General features: G+C 71.9%; 13 protein-coding genes. 9 read left to right on the plus strand and 4 right to left on the minus strand.

Features of this window, described 5'->3' with window-relative positions; all coding sequences use genetic code 11:
- The first annotated feature begins 322 nt into the window (after nt 1–322).
- The 7 genes from KMS84_RS09730 to KMS84_RS09760 all read left to right on the plus strand — a co-directional run bounded on the left by KMS84_RS09730 (nt 323) and on the right by KMS84_RS09760 (nt 7,221).
- Nucleotides 323–1,147 (plus strand): M24 family metallopeptidase, encoded by an 825-nt coding sequence (locus KMS84_RS09730; RefSeq protein ID WP_256915704.1) that lies wholly within the window; start codon nt 323–325, stop codon nt 1,145–1,147.
- Nucleotides 1,144–2,994 (plus strand): SDR family oxidoreductase, encoded by a 1,851-nt coding sequence (locus KMS84_RS09735; protein WP_256915705.1) that lies wholly within the window; start codon nt 1,144–1,146, stop codon nt 2,992–2,994. The genes KMS84_RS09730 and KMS84_RS09735 overlap by 4 nt, the downstream gene beginning before the upstream one ends.
- Before the next feature lie 190 nt (nt 2,995–3,184).
- Nucleotides 3,185–4,135, plus strand: a complete 951-nt coding sequence (locus tag KMS84_RS09740; RefSeq protein WP_256915706.1) for a MerR family transcriptional regulator — start codon at nt 3,185–3,187, stop codon at nt 4,133–4,135.
- Between the two features lie 122 nt (nt 4,136–4,257).
- Nucleotides 4,258–4,821, plus strand: coding sequence for an RNA 2'-phosphotransferase (locus KMS84_RS09745; protein WP_256915707.1), 564 nt, complete (start codon nt 4,258–4,260; stop codon nt 4,819–4,821).
- A gap of 51 nt (nt 4,822–4,872) precedes the next feature.
- Nucleotides 4,873–5,316 (plus strand): hypothetical protein, encoded by a 444-nt coding sequence (locus tag KMS84_RS09750; RefSeq protein WP_256915708.1) that lies wholly within the window; start codon nt 4,873–4,875, stop codon nt 5,314–5,316.
- 41 nt (nt 5,317–5,357) lie between these two features.
- On the plus strand, nt 5,358–6,260 hold the full coding sequence (locus KMS84_RS09755) for an LLM class flavin-dependent oxidoreductase (RefSeq protein WP_256915709.1): 903 nt from the start codon (nt 5,358–5,360) through the stop codon (nt 6,258–6,260).
- Between the two features lie 73 nt (nt 6,261–6,333).
- A complete protein-coding gene (locus KMS84_RS09760) occupies nt 6,334–7,221 on the plus strand; it encodes a Cof-type HAD-IIB family hydrolase (RefSeq protein ID WP_256915710.1) in 888 nt (295 codons plus the stop codon).
- Here the strand turns inward: KMS84_RS09760 and cydD are convergent.
- From cydD to hisC, 4 genes are all read right to left on the minus strand, one after another.
- Nucleotides 7,205–10,765 carry a thiol reductant ABC exporter subunit CydD gene (gene cydD / locus KMS84_RS09765; protein WP_256915711.1) on the minus strand — a complete coding sequence of 1,187 codons (3,561 nt, stop codon included), beginning with the start codon at nt 10,763–10,765 and terminating at the stop codon, nt 7,205–7,207. The genes KMS84_RS09760 and cydD overlap by 17 nt on opposite strands.
- 95 nt (nt 10,766–10,860) lie before the next feature.
- The gene (cydB, locus tag KMS84_RS09770; RefSeq protein WP_256915712.1) at nt 10,861–11,865 is read right to left on the minus strand and encodes a cytochrome d ubiquinol oxidase subunit II; all 1,005 of its coding nucleotides are present in this window, start codon (nt 11,863–11,865) and stop codon (nt 10,861–10,863) included.
- A gap of 20 nt (nt 11,866–11,885) precedes the next feature.
- Nucleotides 11,886–13,394 carry a cytochrome ubiquinol oxidase subunit I gene (locus KMS84_RS09775; RefSeq protein ID WP_256915770.1) on the minus strand — a complete coding sequence of 503 codons (1,509 nt, stop codon included), beginning with the start codon at nt 13,392–13,394 and terminating at the stop codon, nt 11,886–11,888.
- A gap of 175 nt (nt 13,395–13,569) precedes the next feature.
- The gene (hisC, locus tag KMS84_RS09780; protein ID WP_256915713.1) at nt 13,570–14,649 is read right to left on the minus strand and encodes a histidinol-phosphate transaminase; all 1,080 of its coding nucleotides are present in this window, start codon (nt 14,647–14,649) and stop codon (nt 13,570–13,572) included.
- 417 nt (nt 14,650–15,066) lie between these two features.
- Here hisC and KMS84_RS09785 point away from each other — a divergent pair, with 417 nt between their 5' ends.
- A complete protein-coding gene (locus KMS84_RS09785) occupies nt 15,067–16,179 on the plus strand; it encodes a LacI family DNA-binding transcriptional regulator (protein ID WP_256915714.1) in 1,113 nt (370 codons plus the stop codon).
- 967 nt (nt 16,180–17,146) lie between these two features.
- The gene (locus KMS84_RS09790; protein WP_256915715.1) at nt 17,147–18,232 is read left to right on the plus strand and encodes a metallophosphoesterase; all 1,086 of its coding nucleotides are present in this window, start codon (nt 17,147–17,149) and stop codon (nt 18,230–18,232) included.
- The last annotated feature ends 241 nt before the right edge of the window (nt 18,233–18,473 follow it).

Below are 18,473 nucleotides of genomic sequence, written 5' to 3' on the forward strand. Positions count from 1 at the left end.
GGACCGGGGGGACAGGGGGGCGGCGGAGGTCTCTCCACGGGCCGGGTTCCGGCTATTGACGCAGCCTCTAACAACTGTCACATTCGGTGATGTCAGGTTACGGACGCGTAGCGCAGTCGACGGGCCCGCGAGGCCCACGGGACCGGCGGGACGGGGCGGCATGACGGCGACACCGGCGCAACCGACGACACCCACGCCCGCGACTTCCACGGCCACGGCCACGGCTTCCGCCGCTGCCACGGCCACAGCCACAGCCACAGCCACAGCCACAGCCACAGCCACAGCCCGTGAACTCCCCGACCGACTTCAGGGGTTCCGGCGGGTGCAGCGGCTGGCCTACGCGTGCGCGCAGGCCGTCGCCGCAGAGCTGCGCCCGGGCGTGACGGAACGCGAGGCGGCGCGGATGCTGCGCGAGTGGTGCGGCGAGCGGGGCGTGCGCGACTGGTTCCATCTGCCGTTCGCCTGGTTCGGCGACCGCACGGCGTTCACCGGCTTCCGGATCCCGCTGCAGTTCTTCCCGACGGACCGCCGCCTGGAGCAGGGGATGCCGTTCATCCTCGACCTGGCGCCGGTGCTGGACGGGTACACCGCGGACGTCGGCCACTCGGGAGCCCTGGGCCCGAACCCGGTGCAGGAGAGACTGCTGGCCGATCTGGAGGCGCACCGGGAGCTGATCCTGCGCGAGGTGCGCGAAGGGCGCTCGCTGCGCGAGATCTACGCCGACGTCGACCGCCTCATGGCCCGCCAGGGCTACACGAACCGGCACCGCGCCTATCCGTTCGGCGTGATCGCGCACAAGGTGGACCGGGTGCGGGAACGCCGTTTCGCACCCCGGGTGTTCGGGTTCGGCACGCAGTCGCTCAAGGGGCTGGTCTCCGACGCGCTGCACGGCCACCGCGAGGGCTGGTCGCCCCTCTGGTCGCCGTACCGCTTCTCCGACCACCCGCCGCAGCCGGGCCTGTGGGCGGTCGAACCGCATCTCGGGTTCCGTGGCACGGGTGCGAAGTTCGAGGAGATCCTCGTGGTCACCGACTCGGCCGATCCGCGCGAGCGCGCCTTCTGGCTGGACGACGACCTGCCGCACGTGCGGCGTTGGGCGCAGGGAAAGGCGGAGACGATGCCGAAGGACGAGGGGGAGGGCCCGTGACACTGCCGCAGGGCGCGCGAGAGCGCCGGGTGCGGACCGGTGGGATCGACCTGTGCGTGGCCGAACTGGGCGATCCGGGCCGGCCGACGGTCGTCCTGGTGCACGGCTACCCGGACAGCAAGGAGGTGTGGACCGAGGTCGCGACGCGGCTGGCGGACCGCTTCGGGCTGCACGTGGTGCTGTACGACGTCCGGGGCCACGGCCGGTCCGGCGTCCCGAAGCCGCTGCGCGGCGGTTTCACCCTGGAGAAGCTCACGGACGACTTCCTGGCCGTGGCGGACGCGGTCAGCCCTGACCGGCCGGTGCACCTGGTCGGGCACGACTGGGGCTCGGTGCAGGCGTGGGAGTTCGTGACCGTGCGGCGCACCGAGGGGAGGATCGCGTCCTTCACGTCCATGTCCGGCCCGTCCCTCGACCACTTCGGGCACTGGATCGACAGGCGGCTGAAGCGGCCGACTCCGCGCCGGGTCGGCCAGCTCCTCGGCCAGGGCGCGAAGTCCTGGTACGTGTACCTGCTGCACACCCCCGCGCTGCCCGAACTCGCCTGGCGGGGCCCGCTCGGCAAGCGCTGGCCGGGCATTCTGCGGCGGATCGAGAAGGTCTCCACGGACGGGTACCCGACGCCCTCACTGCCGTCGGACGCCGCCCACGGAGCGTGGCTGTACCGGGACAACGTGCGCGGCCGGCTGCGTCGTCCGCGACCCGACGCGCACGCGCACGCGCCCGTGCAGCTGATCACGCCCCTGGCGGACCGGTTCCTCTCGGAGCGGCTGTACGACGAACTGGAGGAGTGGGTGCCGCGGCTGACCCGGCGCACCCTCGCGGCCGGGCACTGGATCCCGCGCACCAGGCCCGACCAGGTCGCCTCCTGGATCGACGACTTCGTCGCCTCGGTGGAGCGGGAGCGGGCGGGCGAGGCGGACGGACACGGCCGGGAGGCGGCAGGACAGGGCCGGGAGGCGGGCGGACGGGGTCGGCAGGCGGGCGGCGGGCCGGTGCGCACGACCGCCGCCGGCCGGTACGCCGAGCGCTTCGGCGGCCGGCTGGTGCTGGTCACCGGCGCGGGCAGCGGCATCGGGCGGGCCACGGCGTTCGCGTTCGCCGAGGCAGGCGCGCGCGTGATCGCCGTCGACCGTGACGGGGAGGCCGCCGCGCGAACGGCCGAGCTGTCCCTGCTGATCGGCGCGCCCGGGGCCTGGGCCGAGACGGTCGACGTCTCCGACGAGCAGGCGATGGAGAAGCTCGCCGCGAGGGTCCACGCCGAACACGGCGTACTGGACGTGCTGGTGAACAACGCGGGCATCGGCATGTCGGGCTCCTTCTTCGACACGACGTCCGACGACTGGCGCAAGGTCCTGGACGTCAACCTGTGGGGGGTGATCCACGGTTGCCGTCTGTTCGGCCGGCGGATGGCCGAGCGGGGGCAGGGCGGCCACATCGTCAACACGGCGTCGGCGGCGGCCTATCAGCCCTCCAAGGCGCTGCCCGCCTACAGCACCTCCAAGGCGGCCGTCCTGATGCTGAGCGAGTGCCTGCGCGCGGAGCTGGCCGGCCGGGGCATCGGCGTCTCGGCGGTCTGCCCGGGCCTGGTCAACACGAACATCACCGGCACGGCCACGTTCGTGGGCGTGGACGCCGAGGAGGAACGACGCCGCCAGAAGCGCTCCACGCGCGCGTACCGGCTGCGCAACTACCCGCCGGAGAAGGTCGCGGACGCGATCCTGCGGGCCGTCCTGCGTGACGAGGCGATGGTCCGGGTCACCCCGGAGGCGAAGGTCTCCTACGCCCTGTCCCGGTTCCTGCCGAGGGCGTTGAGGGCGCTGGCGCGGGTGGGACCGCCGCTGTGAGCGGCGGCCGAACGGGCCCTGCGCGCACGGTCGGCCCCGACGCGGCCTCCGCCGTGAGCGCGGGCTGCCGTCGGGGCGCGGACGCGGGCTCCGTGGTGGGCGCGGGCTCGGGTGCGGGCGTGCTCACGGGGGCGCGCGGAGGCGCGAGCTGCGGTGCGGGCGGGACGAAGGCGGCCTTGGTGAGGGCGAGTTGACCGCGCCTGCGGGGTCCGGGCCGCCGTACCGCATCGAGACCCTCGCGCACCTTTCGGGCGCGACCGTCCGCACCATCCGCGCCTACCAGGACCGCGGCCTCCTGCCCCGCCCGGAGCGCAAGGGGCGGGCCAACCACTACGCGGACGCCCATCTCGCCCGGCTCCACCAGATCGCCGACCTCCTCGACCGCGGCTACACGCTCGCCTCCATCAAGGAGCTACTCGACGCCCATGACACCGGCCGCGGGCTGGGCGGCGTGCTGGGCCTGGTCGCGGAGGTGGACGGCCCGTGGACGGACGAGGAGCCCGCGCGGGTCTCCCGAGCCGAACTGACCGCCCGCTTCGGGGGCGTCCCCGACGGCGCCGCGATCGCCGACGCGGTGGCTCTCGGCGTACTGGAGCCCGTCCCCGGCGACGACGACGCCTTCCTCGTGCCCAGCCCCCAAGAGCTGTCGGTGGCGGTGGAGTTGCACGCGGCGGGCGTTCCCCTCGACGCGATCACCGCGCACCTGCGGGAGTTGAGGACGCAGGTCGAGCACATCGCCTCCCGTTTCCTGGAGTTCACCACTGAGCACGTCTTCGCCCGCTACCTCGACGGCGAGCAGCGTCCCACCGACGCCGACGCGGCCGAAGCGGCCTCGCTCGTTCGACGGCTGCGCCCCCTCGCCCGGCAGACCGTCGACGCCGAACTGGCGCGGGCCATGCGCTTGTTCGCCACGCTCCACCTGCGCCGGCACCTCGGCTCCGAGGAACCGGCGGCCATCCCGGCCAGAACGCGTTCCGTGGCGGTCCCGGAAGCGACAATGCGGGCTGTGGAAAGCCTGATCGGGCCGGAGAACGCTGCCACGTTCCTGTCCCTGGCGGCCGAACGCGAGGTGCGTGCCAGGCGATTGGACGACCTGGCCTCAAGCGGTCGCGACGCGAACCCTGTTGACGAACACGGCTGACGGACCGGTCGGTTGTCCACAGAATCGCCAACTAACCTGTGGATAACCGTAGTTGCTTGTGGATCAAACCTCGGCCGCAAAACAAAATGCGTGATCCGCGTCTCTCCCGCCATGCTGAGTGGATGAACGAGAACGACCAGGACGAGAGACGCACCGTGAAGGTGTCGAAGTACCTCTCGAAACACCTCCGCCACCAGCCCGAACGCATCGGCCTCACTCTGGACGAGGCCGGCTGGGTCGAGATCGACGAGCTGATCGCGGCGTGCGCCGCCCACGGTTTCCGCATCACCCGCGCCGAGCTGGACCACGTCGTCGCCGCCAACGACAAGAAGCGCTTCGCCATCGACGGCACCCGGATCCGCGCCAGCCAGGGCCACAGCGTCGAGGTCGACCTCGGACTGCCCCCGGCGACCCCGCCGCCGTACCTCTACCACGGAACCGTGGGCCGCCTGCTGGACGCGATCCGGGCCGAGGGACTGCGCCCCATGAACCGCCACGACGTACATCTGTCCGCCGACCGGGAGACCGCGACCCGTGTCGGCGCCCGCCGAGGCCGCCCCGTGGTGCTCTCCGTCGACGCGGGAGCCATGCACCGCGACGGCCACGTCTTCCACGTGAGCGCCAACGGCGTGTGGCTGACGAAGTCCGTGCCCCCGCGGTACCTGCGCTTCCCCGGGCCACGCTGAGACACCGGCCCGCATCGACGGGCCGGGCCCGCGTTCGGGATGATCACGGACATGACTCACCTTCCCTCCACCGAGGCGGCCGTCACCGCCCTGCGCGCCATCGCCGCCACGTACGCGCGCGAGATCGAGGTGACCCACGACATCGGGGCCGACCAGACCTCCCGGCGCACCTCCGCCGGCGTGGGCGTCACCGCCGACCCGGACGGATCGCTGCCGCACGAGGCCCATGTCGAGCTCGGTGGGCGCCCCAGCGTGAGCGTGCGGCTCTATCCCGACGACGACGCCCTGATCACCGTCGAGGGCGTCGAGTGCCCGGACGTCGACCGCGACGACGTTCCCGACTTCCTGCGCTCCCTCTACGACGGCCACGCCTGGGTGAAGGCGCGCCGCTTTCCGCCCGGCCATTTCCTGATGGTGCCGCTGCCGCGCGACCGGGTGCACAAGGAGTACATCCTGGTCGGGCTCAGTCCGTGGCTGGCCCGACGCGCCCGGTGACCGTTTCACGTGAAACCGGCCGTCCGCATACGCTCGACGACATGAGTCTGCGTCTGAGCACCGTGATCCTCCCCTACCGCCGCTGGCACGAGGGGGGTCGTTCCGCATGGACGCGGGCCGAGCAGCTCGGCTTCCACACCGCGTACACCTACGACCACCTGTCCTGGCGAAGCTTTCGGGACGGCCCCTGGTTCGGCGCCATCCCCACGCTGACCGCCGCCGCGGGCGCCACCGAGCGACTGCGCCTGGGCACGCTGGTGACCTCGCCGAACTTCCGGCACCCGGTGACCCTCGCCAAGGAGCTGATCTCCCTCGACGACATCTCGGGCGGCCGGGTGACCCTGGGCATCGGCGCCGGCGGCACCGGTTTCGACGCCACCGCCCTCGGCCAGGAACCGTGGACCCCGCGCGAGCGGGCCGACCGGCTCGGCGAGTTCGTGCCCCTGCTCGACCGGCTCCTCACCGAGGACTCCGTGTCCTACGAGGGCGACCACTACTCGGCGCACGAGACACGCAACATCCCCGGCTGCCTCCAGCGCCCCCGGCTCCCCTTCGCGATCGCCGCGACCGGACCGCGCGGCCTGCGTCTCGCCGCCCGGTACGGACAGGCCTGGGTGACCACCGGTGACCCCAAGCTGTACGAGAACGGCACCCCCGAGCAGTCGGTGCGGGCCCTGCGCGACCAGACCGAGAAGCTCGCCGACGCCTGCGCCGCCCGCGGCCGGGACGTGACGGAGCTGGACAAGATCCTCCTCACCGGGTTCACCCCGGACCGTGCCCGGCCTCTGGAGTCCCTGGACGCCTTCGTCGACTTCGCGGGCCGGCACCAGGAGCTCGGCTTCACGGAGCTCGTGGTCCACTGGCCCATCCCGGACTCCGATTTCGCCGCCGACGAGAAGGTCTTCGAGCGGATCGCCATGGAGGCCCCGGCCCAGCTGCGCTGAGCCCGGCGTCCGGACCCGCCGTGCCCCGCCCCCGGCCCGCTGTGGGCGGGCTCTCGCACGGCCGTACGGGCCGATGCGCGAGAATGACCCGGTGACCTCAGCGACTCGACAGCCCGTGACCCCGGCCGCAGCCCTCCCGCCGCGGCTGATCGCCACCGATCTCGACGGCACCCTGCTGCGCGACGACAAGTCGGTGTCCGACCGCACGGTCGCCGCACTCGCCGCCGCCGAGAAGGCGGGCATCGAGGTCTTCTTCGTCACCGGCCGCCCGGCCCGCTGGATGGACGTCGTCAGCGACCACGTTCACGGACACGGACTGGCGATCTGCGGCAACGGCGCCGCCGTGGTCGACCTGCACGGCGGTCCGGGCGCACACCGGTTCGTCAAGGTGCGCGAGCTGGCGCGCGACAACGCGCTGGACGCCGTCCGGCTGCTGCGGGAGGCCGCGCCCGGCACCATGTACGCCGTCGAGCAGACCTACGGCTTCTACCAGGAGCCGGAGTACCCGAAGATGCACATGGAGATCCCCGACCACCTCGCGCCGGCCGAGCAGCTGCTGGCGCCGGACGCCCCGGGGGCCGGCGAGCCGGTGCTGAAGATCCTGGCGTTCCATCCCACGCTCGACCCCGACGCCTTCCTCACCCTGGCCCGGCTGGCCATCGGCGACCGGGCCACCGTCACCCGCTCCAGCCCCAGCGCCCTGCTGGAGATCAGCGGCCCCGACGTCTCCAAGGCCAGCACACTCGCCCTGTGCTGCGCGGAGCGAGGCATCTCCCACGAGGAGGTCGTCGCGTTCGGGGACATGCCCAACGACGTCGAGATGCTCACCTGGGCGGGCCGGTCGTACGCGATGGGCAACGCCCATCCGGACGTCCTGGCGGCGGCCTCCGGCCGGACCGCCGCCAACAACGAGGACGGGGTCGCCCTCGTCATCGAGCAGCTGCTCACCGAGCGGGCGTAGCGCTCACGACTCGACGCCCGCGCCGCGGGTCGTGACCCGGCCCCGCGCCGGTGATCAGCTCCGCGGCCTCCTCCCGCTCGGCCATCCTCCGCAACGGGCCCTCCACGAGCGTCAGCTCCTGGTACGACCCGCGCTGCACCACCCTGCCCGCGTCCAGGACGATCACCTCGTCGACGGCGTCGAGTCCGGCCAGCCGGTGGGTGATCAGCAGCGTCGTCCGGCCCTCGGTCGCGGCCAGCAGGTCCCGGGTCAGCGCGTCGGCGGTCGGCAGGTCCAGATGTTCGGCCGGCTCGTCGAGCACCAGGACGGGGAAGTCGGCGAGCAGGGCGCGGGCGAGCGCGAGCCGCTGTCGCTGCCCGCCGGAGAGCCTCGCCCCGTGCTCGCCGACGAGCGTGTCCAGACCGTCCGGCAGCCCGTCGGCCCACTCCAGCAGCCGTGCTCGCGCCAGCGCGTCCCGCAGGTCCTCCTCGCTCGCCCCCTTCCGCGCGAGCAGCAGGTTCTCGCGCACCGAGCTGTCGAAGAGGTGCGCGTCCTGGGCGCACAGCCCGACGAGCGCGCGCACGTCGTCGCCGTCCAGGGACCGCGCGTCCACCCCGGCCAGCGTGTACGAGCCCGCGTCCGCGTCCAGGAACCGCAGCAGCACCTGCGCGAGGGTGGTCTTGCCGGACCCGGAGGGCCCCACGAGCGCGACCCTGCGGCCCGGGGTCAGGGTCAGGCCCACGCCGGTGAGCGCGTCGCGGTCCTGCCCGGCGTACCGGGCGGACAGGTCCTCGACGACGAGCGGGAAGGGCGACGCGGGCGCCTGACGGGGCCGCTCCGGCTCCCGCACCGGCTCGGGGGAGTCCAGCACCTCGAAGACCCGCTCCGCGCTCCTGCGCACCCGCTGGCGGTACTGCACGGCCGGCGAAAGGCCCAGGACGGCCTCGAAGGCGGCCAGCGGGGTCAGCACGACCACCGCCATGATCACACCGTCGAGTCGGCCGTCGCCCACCGCCCGGGCGCCCACGAGGGCCGCCGCCATGACCGTCAGGCCGGAGACGAGGGCGGTCAGTCCGTCACCGAGCGCGGTGGCGGTCGCCGCACGCGAGGCGATCCGGGTGAGCACGCCGTCGGCCGCGCGCACCCCGGCCGTACGGGCGGGCAGGGCGCCCGCGACGGTCAGCTCGGCGGTGCCGGTGAGCAGGTCCGCCGTGCGGGTGGCGAGCACGCCCCGAGCGGGAGCGAGCCTGCGCTCGGCCCGGCGCGCCACGGCGCCGGTGACCAGCGGGACGCCCACCCCTGCCGTCAGCAGGCCGAGGGCGAGCACGGCCCCGGCCTCGGGCAGCAGCCACGCGGTGAAGGCGACCGATCCGGCCGAGACGACGACGGCCGAGCCGGCGGGCAGCAGCCAGCGCAGCCAGTAGTCCTGAAGGGCGTCCACGTCGGCGACGAGCCGGGTCAGCAGATCGCCCCGACGGGTCCTGCGCAGTCCGGCGGGCGCCAGCCGCTCCAGCCGCCGGTAGACGGCGACCCTGGTGTCGGCCAGCATCCGCAGCACGGCGTCGTGGGAGACGAGGCGTTCCGCGTACCGGAACACGGCCCGCCCGATGCCGAAGGCACGGGTCGCCGTCACGGCCACCATCAGATACAGGACCGGCGGCTGCTGTGCGGCGCGCGAGATCAGCCACCCCGAGGTGGCCATGAGGCCCACGGCGCTGCCGAGAGCCAGACTGCCCAGCAGCAGCGCGAGGCCGAGCCGGCCCCGTCGGGCGCCCGCCATGGCGCGGACCCGGGCGAGGACGCCGCCCCCGGATGCTGCGGCCGCGGTCTCGCCGTCCCGTGCGGCGGGCGCCGCCGCCGCCACCGCCGCCGCCGTCGTCCGTACCGGAAGGACCGGGGCGTCCTTGGGGGCGGCCGGCACGGACTCGCGCGACTCGGTCCCGGCCAGCCGCACCACCCGGTCCGCCACTGCCAGCAGCGCGGGCCGGTGCACGACGAGCAGCACCGTGCGCCCGGCCGCGAGCCGCCGCACGGCCGCCACGACCTCTGCCTCGGTCCTCCCGTCGAGTGCGGCTGTCGGCTCGTCCAACAGCAGGACGGGGCGGTCCGCGAGGAAGGCGCGGGCCAGCGCCAGGCGCTGCCGCTGGCCGGCCGACAGTCCGGCCCCGTCCTCACCGAGCACGGTGTCGGCCCCGTCGGGCAGCGCGTCGACGAACTCCAGCGCGCCCGCGTCCGCCAGCGCTCCGCGCAGGGCCGCGTCGTCGGCCTCCGGACGCGCCAGCCGGACGTTCTCGGCGATCGTCCCCGCGAACAGGTGCGGGCGCTGCGGCACCCAGGCGATCCGCGACCGCCACTGCTCCAGGTCGGCCACCGCCAGGTCGACTCCCCCGGCCAGCACCCGCCCCTCGGCCGGCTCCACGAAGCCCAACAGGGCGTGCAGCAACGTCGACTTGCCCGCGCCGCTCGGGCCGACCAGCGCGACCGTCTCACCGGGCTCGACGGTGAAGCTCACGTCCGAGACGGCATCACCGGAACGTCCCGGGTAGCGGACGGTCACCCCCTCGAAGGCCACCCCGCCCTCGGTCACCGCGACCGTCCCCGGCGTGGGCGCCGGGGTCTCCAGTACCTCGAAGATCTCCTCCGCCGCCGCCAGCCCCTCGGCCGCCGCGTGGTACTGCGCGCCGACCTGCCGGAGCGGGAGGTAGGCCTCGGGGGCCAGCACGAGGATCACCAGCCCGACGTACAGATCCATCTCGCCGTGGACGAGTCGCATGCCGATCGTCACGGCGACGAGGGCCACCGAGAGCGTCGACAGCAGCTCCAGCGCGAACGACGAGATGAACGCGATGCGCAGCGTCCTCATGGTCGCCTGACGGTATTCGCCGGTGATGCGACGAATGGACTCGGCCTGCGCCTTGGCCCGCCCGAACACCTTCAGCGTGGGCAGCCCCGCGACGACGTCCAGGAAGTGCCCGGACAGGCGGGACAGCAGCCGCCACTGGCGGTCCATCCGCGCCTGGGTGGCCCAGCCGATCAACATCATGAAGACCGGGATCAGCGGCAGCGTGCCGACGATGATCGCGGCGGACACCCAGTCCTCGGTCACGATCCGCGCGAGCACCGCCACCGGCACGACCACGGCCAGACCGAGCTGGGGCAGATAGCGAGAGAAGTAGTCGTCGAGAGCGTCCACGCCCCGGGTGGCGAGGGCCACCAGCGAACCGGTGCGCTGTCCGCTGAGCCAGCCGGGCCCCAGGGCCGCGGCCCGCTCCAGCAGCCGTCCCCGCAGCTCCGACTTCACGGCCGCGCTCGCGCGATGCGCGGCGAGTTCGGTGCACCAGGCCACCAGGGCACGGCCGCCCGCGACGGCCGCCAGCAACAGCACCGGGGTGCGCAGTTCGCTGACCGACATACCGTGCTGGAACGCGCCGACCACCATCTCGGCGATGAGCATGGCCTGAGCGATGACCAGCGCGGCCCCGACAGCGCCCAGACCGACGACGGCCGCCAGGAAGACGCGCGTGGCGCCGGCGTACCGCAGCAGACGCGGGTCGATCGGTTTCACGTGAAACACCCTCTTCTCGCCGAGCGTGTTTCACGTGAAACACGCTCTCTCGCCTCACGAGGGGTGTTTCCCGTGAAACACCCCTCAGCAGGGACTCAGTGCACGGACTCGGCGATGTGCTGCGTGCCGATCCGCTTGCGGAACACCCAGTAGGTCCACCCCTGGTAGAGCAGCACCAGGGGGGTGGCGATCCCCGCGCACCAGGTCATGATCTTCAAGGTGTACGGGCTCGACGAGGCGTTGGTGACGGTCAGGCTCCAGTCCGCGTTCAGCGTGGACGGCATGACGTTCGGAAAGAGCGTCAGGAAGAGCATCGCCACGGCGGCCACGATGGTGACTCCGGAGAAGGCGAACGACCATCCCTCACGCCCCGCCTGGTTCGCCACGAGCGCCGCGACCAGTGCGGCCACCGCCACGACAGCCGCGACCAGGCTCTTGGCGTCGCCGCTGTCGATCTGCGTCCACAGCAGGAAGACCAGTGCGAGGACAGCGGTCACGACGCCCACCTTCAGCGCCAGTTTCCGCGCCCTCTCCCGGATGTCGCCGACGGTCTTGAGCGCCGTGAACACCGCGCCGTGGAAGGTGAACAGGGTCAGCGTCACCAGGCCGCCGAGCAGTGCGTACGGGTTCAGCAGATCCCAGACGTCGCCCACGTAGTCGAAGTTCCGGTCGATCTTCACGCCCCGCACGATGTTGCCGAAGGCGACGCCCCACAGGAACGCGGGGAGCAGCGAGGTCCAGAAGATCGCGGTCTCCCAGTTGCGCTGCCAGTTCTCCTCGGGCCGCTTGGCCCGGTACTCGAAGGCGACACCGCGCACGATCAGGCAGACCAGGATGAACAGCAGGGGCAGGTAGAAGCCCGAGAAGAGGGTGGCGTACCACTCGGGGAAGGCGGCGAACGTCGCGCCGCCCGCCGTGAGCAGCCATACCTCGTTGCCGTCCCAGACCGGCCCGATGGTGTTGATGAGCACGCGCCGCTCGGGCCGGTCGCGGGCGAGCAGCCTGGTGAGGATGCCGACCCCGAAGTCGAAGCCCTCAAGGAAGAAGTAACCGGTCCACAGGACGGCGATGAGGACGAACCAGACGTCGTGAAGTTCCATGACTGTGCAGCTCCCTCGGCCTAGTAGGAGAAGGCCATCGGCTTGTCGGCGTCACGGGAGTCGCCGCCGATCTTCGTGGGCGGGTTGAGGTCGGCCTCGGTGAGTTCGGGCGGGCCGGCCTTCACGTACTTGACCAGCAGCTTGACCTCCACGACGGCGAGCACCGCGTACAGCGCCGTGAAGACGATCATCGAGGTGAGCACCTCGCCCTGGGAGACGCCGGGGGAGACCGCGTCCCGGGTCTGCAACACGCCGTAGACGACCCAGGGCTGGCGGCCCATCTCGGTGAAGATCCAGCCCCAGGAGTTGGCGATCAGCGGGAAGCCCAGGGTCCAGATCGCCGCGAGCCAGTAGAGCCTGGTGAGCTGCGGGCCCAGCGCCTTGGTGCGGAAGAGCACCACGTGCGGCACCTCGTCCTCACCGACCCTGAGGTGCTGTGGCAGCAGGAACTTCTTGCGGGTGAGCCAGAGTCCGGCCAGGCCGATCGCGAAGGACGTCATGCCGAAGCCGATCATCCAGCGGAAGCCCCAGTAGGCGACCGGGATGTTGGGCCGGTAGTCGCCGGGGCCGAACTTCTCCTGCTCGGCCTTGTTCACGTCGTTGATGCCGGGGACGTACGAGCTGAAGTCGTCGTTCGCGAGGAAGGACAGCAGTCCCGGGATCTCGATGGCGACCTTGTTGTGCCCTTCCTCGACGTCGCCGTAGGCGAAGACCGAGAAGGGCGCGGGCGCCTCGCCGTCCCACAGCGCCTCGGCCGCGGCCATCTTCATCGGCTGCTGCTTGAACATGACCTTGCCGAGCACGTCGCCGCTGACGGCGGTGAGCAGGCCGGCGACGACCACGGTGACCAGGCCCAGCCGCAGCGAGGTCTTCATCACCGGGATGTGCTTCTTGCGGTACAGGTGGAAGGCGGCGATGCCGACCATGAAGGCGCCGCCGGTGAGGAAGGCCGCGGACATCGTGTGGAAGACCTGGCTGAGCGCGGTGTTCTGGGTCAGCACGGCCCAGAAGTCGGTGAGCTCGGCCCGGCCCTTCTCCTTGTTGATCCGGTAGCCGACCGGGTGCTGCATCCACGAGTTGGCCGCGAGGATGAAGTAGGCCGACAGGATCGTGCCGATCGAGACCATCCACATGCAGGCCAGGTGGATCTTCTTCGGCAGCTTGTCCCAGCCGAAGATCCACAGGCCGATGAAGGTGGACTCGAAGAAGAAGGCGATCAGGGCCTCGAAGGCCAGCGGGGCGCCGAACACGTCGCCGACGAAGCGCGAGTAGTCGGACCAGTTCATGCCGAACTGGAACTCCTGCACGATGCCGGTGACGACGCCCATCGCGATGTTGATCAGGAAGAGCTTGCCCCAGAACTTCGTCGCCCTCAGGTACTTCTCGTTCTCCGTCCGTACCCAGGCGGTCTGCAACCCGGCGGTGAGCGCCGCGAGGGAGATCGTCAGGGGAACGAAGAGGAAGTGGTAGACGGTGGTGATGCCGAACTGCCAGCGCGCCAGTGTCTCCGGCGCCAGAGCCAGGTCCACGTCGTCACTCCTAACCTCACGCTCGTGGATCACGCTTGTGAAAGCGTTCACATTCACAAGCTAGTATGCCGCAAGGATTTTCGACATGGCAAAGGGGGTCCCCTTACCCGCGGGAACCCCCTGGACCACACTTACGGACACCGGGCCTGACCAGCAGAAACCCGCAGAACAGCGCCTACAGGTCCTTGCGGAACCCTTCTGCCGCCTTCAGGAAGATGTCGTTCGCCTCGTTCTCGCCGATCGTCACCCGCACCCCTTCACCCGGGAACGGCCGCACCACGACGCCGGCCTGCTCGCACGCCCCCGCGAAGGGAACCGTGTGCTCGCCCAGCCGCAGCCAGACGAAGTTGGCCTGTGTCTCGGGCACCGTCCAGCCCTGCGCGCGCAGCGCCTCGACCACGCGCAGCCGCTCGCACACCAGGGAGCCGACCCGGCCCAGCAGCGCGTCCTCGGCGCGCAGCGAGGCGATCGCCGCCTCCTGCGCCAGCTGGCTGACCCCGAACGGCACCGCCGTCTTGCGCAGCGCCTCGGCCACCGGCTCGTGGGCGACGGCGAAGCCGACGCGCAGCCCCGCGAGACCGTACGCCTTGGAGAAGGTCCGCAGGACGCACACGTTGGGCCGGTTGCGGTACAGCTCGACGCCGTCGGGCACCTCGGGGTCGCGGATGAACTCCCGGTAGGCCTCGTCGAGCACGACCAGCACATCGCCCGGCACGCGGTCGAGGAACCGTTCCAGCTCGGCCCGCCGCACGACGGTGCCGGTGGGGTTGTTGGGGTTGCAGACGAAGATCAACCGGGTCCGGTCGGTGATCGCGTCGGCCATCGCGTCCAGATCGTGCACGTCACCCGCCGTCAGCGGCACCTGCACCGCCGTGGCGCCGCTGATCTGCGTGATGATCGGGTACGCCTCGAAGGACCGCCAGGCGTACATCACCTCGTCGCCGGGCCCCGCGGTCGCCTGCACCAGTTGTTGGGCGACGCCGACGGAGCCGGTGCCCGTGGCCAGGTGCGAGGCCGGCACCCCGAAACGGTCGGCGAGCTCGCTCACCAGGCCCGAGCAGGCGAGGTCCGGGTAGCGGTTGAAGGAGGCGGCAGCGGCCGTCACGGACTCCATCACGCCCGGCAGCGGCGGATAGGGGTTCTCGTTGGAGGACAGCTTGTAGGCCACCGGGCCACCGGCCATGGCCGGCCTGCCCGGCTTGTAGGTGGGGACCCCTTCCAGCTCGGCGCGCAGCTTGGGGCTCGTCTCGCTCACCGCAGTCCTCCTCTTGACCACCACCGGCTTCAATACTGCTCACCTTATGAGGATTCGGCCCGGGTGCGTACAGGTTGTCGGTCGGAGACCGACGCCCGGAGCGGAGGGATCTCTACGACTTCTGAGGACGAAGGCGCACGAAGGCGTACTCCTCAGGGGGCGCGCTGCACATATATCTACGCGCCGGTGGCTCACTCCGTGGCGCGCATCCCTCGTGCAGGTGAGTTGAGACCTCTTCGAAACATCCGCGCCTTGGCAGGCTCATCCGTGTAGACAGGTCACGTCCTGGCATGGAAGTCGACAATCGGCTTTGTTTCCAAGGCACTTGACCCCGATAAGCCTTGCAGAAACGTGCCTGTCAACGCGTGCATATGCGTCCGCCCTACCCCACCCAATGAGCCCTACTATCGGCTCGCCATGACAGCAGCAGGGAAGCACCAGGTGAGCCGCGCGGAAACCTCACGCCGAGGCAACCGGCCGGGCCGGGCGGGCATCAGGGACGTGGCCGCCGCCGCCGGAGTCTCCATCACGACCGTCTCCGACGCCCTCAACGGCAAGGGCAGGCTCCCGGACGCCACCCGCCGCCATGTCCGCGAGGTCGCCGACCGACTGGGCTACCGCCCCTCCGCGGCCGCCCGAACCCTCCGTACCGGCAAGTCGGGCCTCATCGGCCTGACCGTGACCACGTACGGGGATGAACCTTTCACCTTCACCGAGTTCGCGTACTTCGCGGAGATGGCGCGCGCCGCCACCTCCGCAGCGCTCGCCCGCGGCTACGCGCTCGTCATCCTCCCGGCGACCTCGCGCCACGACGTGTGGTCGAACGTCGCCCTGGACGGCACGGTCGTCATCGACCCCTCCGACCAGGATCCGGTGGTCAGCGAGCTGGTCCGGCAGGGCTTACCGGTCGTCTCCGACGGCCGCCCGGCCGGCACGCTCCCGGTCACCGCCTGGGTGGACAACGACCACGAGACCGCCGTCCTCGACATCCTCGACCATCTGGCCGACGCCGGCGCCCGCCGCATCGGCCTGCTCACCGGCACCACGACCGACACGTACACCCACCTGTCGACCAGCGCCTATCTGCGCTGGTGCGAGCGCGTGGGCCAGGAACCCGTCTACGAGGCCTACCCCGCACACGACCCGTGCGCCGGCGCCGTCGCCGCCGACCGGCTCCTGGCGCGCCCCGACCGCCCCGACGCCGTCTACGGCCTGTTCGACCCCAACGGAACGGACCTGCTGGCCGCCGCCCGCCGGTACGGGCTGCGGGTGCCGGAGGAGCTGCTGATCGTCTGCTGCAGCGAGTCCACGGTCTACGCCAACACCGAGCCGCCCGTGACGACGCTCTCGCTGAAACCGCGCCGCATCGGCACCGCGGTCGTCCAGCTCCTCATCGACGCGATCGAGGGCGTGCAGACGGACGGAACGGTCGAGCAGGTGATACCGACCGAGCTGATCGTGCGGACCTCCTCCCAGCGACGCCCGCCCCGTACGACGGTCAGCCCGCCGAGGGCCCCGGAGGGCAAGTAGCCGGAGCCCCCGGCGCCACGACCTGGCCGCGCGGCCGAGCGGCATGACCGGGCCGGACGACCGGGCCGCCGTCGTGCTCCGCCCGCCCCTCCGGGGAAGGGCGGGACGGTGGCGGCCTTTCGGTTGCCTGCGCCGCATGTTCGTGGGTTCTGCCGGTCGATGCCGGTCGGATTTCCGCCGGCCCGCGCCGGTTCCCGCCGGCCCGCGCCGGTTCCCCCGGCTTCCGCCGGCCGCCTCTGGTTCCCGCCGGTATCGCCGCTGGTCGCTCGTCCCGCCGGTCCACGGCGGCGCCCACCGGGGCTCGTCGGGTTCGGCGTGTTCGACGATGGTCGCCGGGTGCCGGCGGTTATAGGGGGTCGCCGGGTGCCGGCGGTTGTAGGGGGTCGCCGGGTGCCGGCGGTTGTAGGGGGTCGCCAGCAGTGGTCGTCGGGTTCCGGCGGGGGGGCGTCGGAGGTCGTCAACGTGGGCGGGCAAAGGGCACGTACGGGCGATTCTCACGGGATCGTCCGACCGCCGTCAGCCGCGTGGTGTGCTCGCTCTGACGCACAGCAGAGCACCCCCGCCGAGCCCGTCGAGCCCGGAGGGCGACGACCTCGTCGTCCACCCGCGAGGGCCGTGGAACGCGCTCCGCGGCCCGCCCGAGATCCCGCCCGGCCCACGGAAAGCGCCTCTCTGACGTCGCCGGAGTCCCCCACCCGGCCGAAAAGCCCCCTCACCCGGGTCGCTGGAACCGGTCGTCGCTGTGGCGCGCGGGTGGGAGCGCGCTGCGCGCCGGGTGAGTTCGGGTGGCCGAAGCCCGGTCCAATCGGGGCGAAAGCCGCGATGAACTGGAGCCTTGCTCCGATTCAGCACCCCTGGGTCATCACACGGCACGATCCGCATTCCTATGATGGGCGCACGGCACCGCGGGCCGCTGCGACCAAGCAGCCCGCGCAGTGCAGATGCGGCGCGATGGTGGAGGGGTCTGATGACTCAGGGGGCCGGTCAGGGACCCGAGGTGGAGCGGACGGCGACGTTGCGCGACTTCCGGGTGCCCGCGTACGTCAACGAGACCGGTCCGTACGACCACGGCACACAGCCCGGCGATGCGGCGCCGCCCGTCGAGGAGCCCCTGGAGCACCCCGACGGCTACACGCCCACCCAGCGCGACCTGCCCGTCATCAACCGCCGCGGAGACACCCTCCAGGTCGTGGTGGACCCGGCGCCCGCGCAGGCCCCGGCGCCCGCGACCGGGCCGGGCCCGCTCTTCGTCGTCGGCGACGTGCACGGCTACCTCGACGAACTGGTGGCCGCACTCCAGGAGAAGGGCCTCATCGACGAGGCCGGCAACTGGTGCGCGGGCACCGCCCGGCTGTGGTTCCTCGGTGACTTCACCGACCGTGGACCGGACGGCATCGGCGTCATCGACCTCGTCATGCGGCTGTCCGCGGAGGCCGCCGCGGCCGGCGGGTACTGCAAGGCCCTCATGGGCAACCACGAACTGCTGCTGCTCGGCGCCAAGCGCTTCGGCGACACCCCGGTCAACTCCGGCGCCGGCACCGCCACCTTCCAGGCGGCCTGGCTGCTCAACGGCGGCCAGAAGTACGACATGGACCGTCTCCAGGACCATCACCTGCAGTGGATGGCCCGGCTCGACGCCGTCGAGGAAGTCGACGGCCACCTGCTCGTCCACTCCGACACCACCGCCTACCTCGACTACGGCGACTCGATCGAGGCGGTCAACGACACCGTCCGCGAGACCATCACGCGCAACGACGCGGACGAGGTGTGGGATCTGTTCCGCAAGTTCACCAAGCGCTTCTCCTTCCGCGACGAGGGCGGCGCCGACGCCGTCCGCTCCCTGCTCGATACGTACGGCGGCACCCGCATCGTTCACGGCCACAGCCCGATTCCCTACCTGCTCGGCGAAGTCGGCTCCGAGGAGGACGAGGACAACGGCGGCCCGCACGTCGCAGGGCCCCACGTCTACGCCGACGGGCTCGCCATCGCGATGGACGGCGGCGTGACGATGGCCGGCAAGCTCCTGGTCCAGCAACTCCCCCTGGAAGCCTGACCGTTCGAGGCTCCGGCCACTGGCTTCCGGAGCCTCGCCGGGGCCTCGCCGGGGCCTCGCGGCCCCCTCCACGGGCCTTCCCCGGGCCGCCCGGGGCCGAGCGCGCCCCCTGCCCCTCGGCCTCCGGCGACACCGCAGGCCAAGGGCCAATTTCGGCAAACCCCCTGTCACCGCATGCCGTCGCCGCTCTACCATCGCCTTATCCGTAGCAGGCTCCCCTCCGTTTCTGCCCGACGGCTCG

This window comes from Streptomyces hilarionis (assembly GCF_024539675.1).
Lineage (GTDB): Bacteria > Actinomycetota > Actinomycetes > Streptomycetales > Streptomycetaceae > Streptomyces > Streptomyces hilarionis.

Excerpts from the sequence above, each read along its gene's own strand:
- KMS84_RS09745 (WP_256915707.1), top strand. The coding sequence starts at position 4,258 with ATGAACGAGAACGACCAGGACGAGAGACGCACCGTGAAGGTGTCGAAG.
- KMS84_RS09750 (WP_256915708.1), top strand. The coding sequence starts at position 4,873 with ATGACTCACCTTCCCTCCACCGAGGCGGCCGTCACCGCCCTGCGCGCC.
- KMS84_RS09755 (WP_256915709.1), top strand. The coding sequence starts at position 5,358 with ATGAGTCTGCGTCTGAGCACCGTGATCCTCCCCTACCGCCGCTGGCAC.
- KMS84_RS09760 (WP_256915710.1), top strand. The coding sequence starts at position 6,334 with ATGCGCGAGAATGACCCGGTGACCTCAGCGACTCGACAGCCCGTGACC.
- cydB (WP_256915712.1), bottom strand. The coding sequence starts at position 11,865 with ATGGAACTTCACGACGTCTGGTTCGTCCTCATCGCCGTCCTGTGGACC.
- KMS84_RS09785 (WP_256915714.1), top strand. The coding sequence starts at position 15,067 with ATGACAGCAGCAGGGAAGCACCAGGTGAGCCGCGCGGAAACCTCACGC.
- KMS84_RS09790 (WP_256915715.1), top strand. The coding sequence starts at position 17,147 with ATGACTCAGGGGGCCGGTCAGGGACCCGAGGTGGAGCGGACGGCGACG.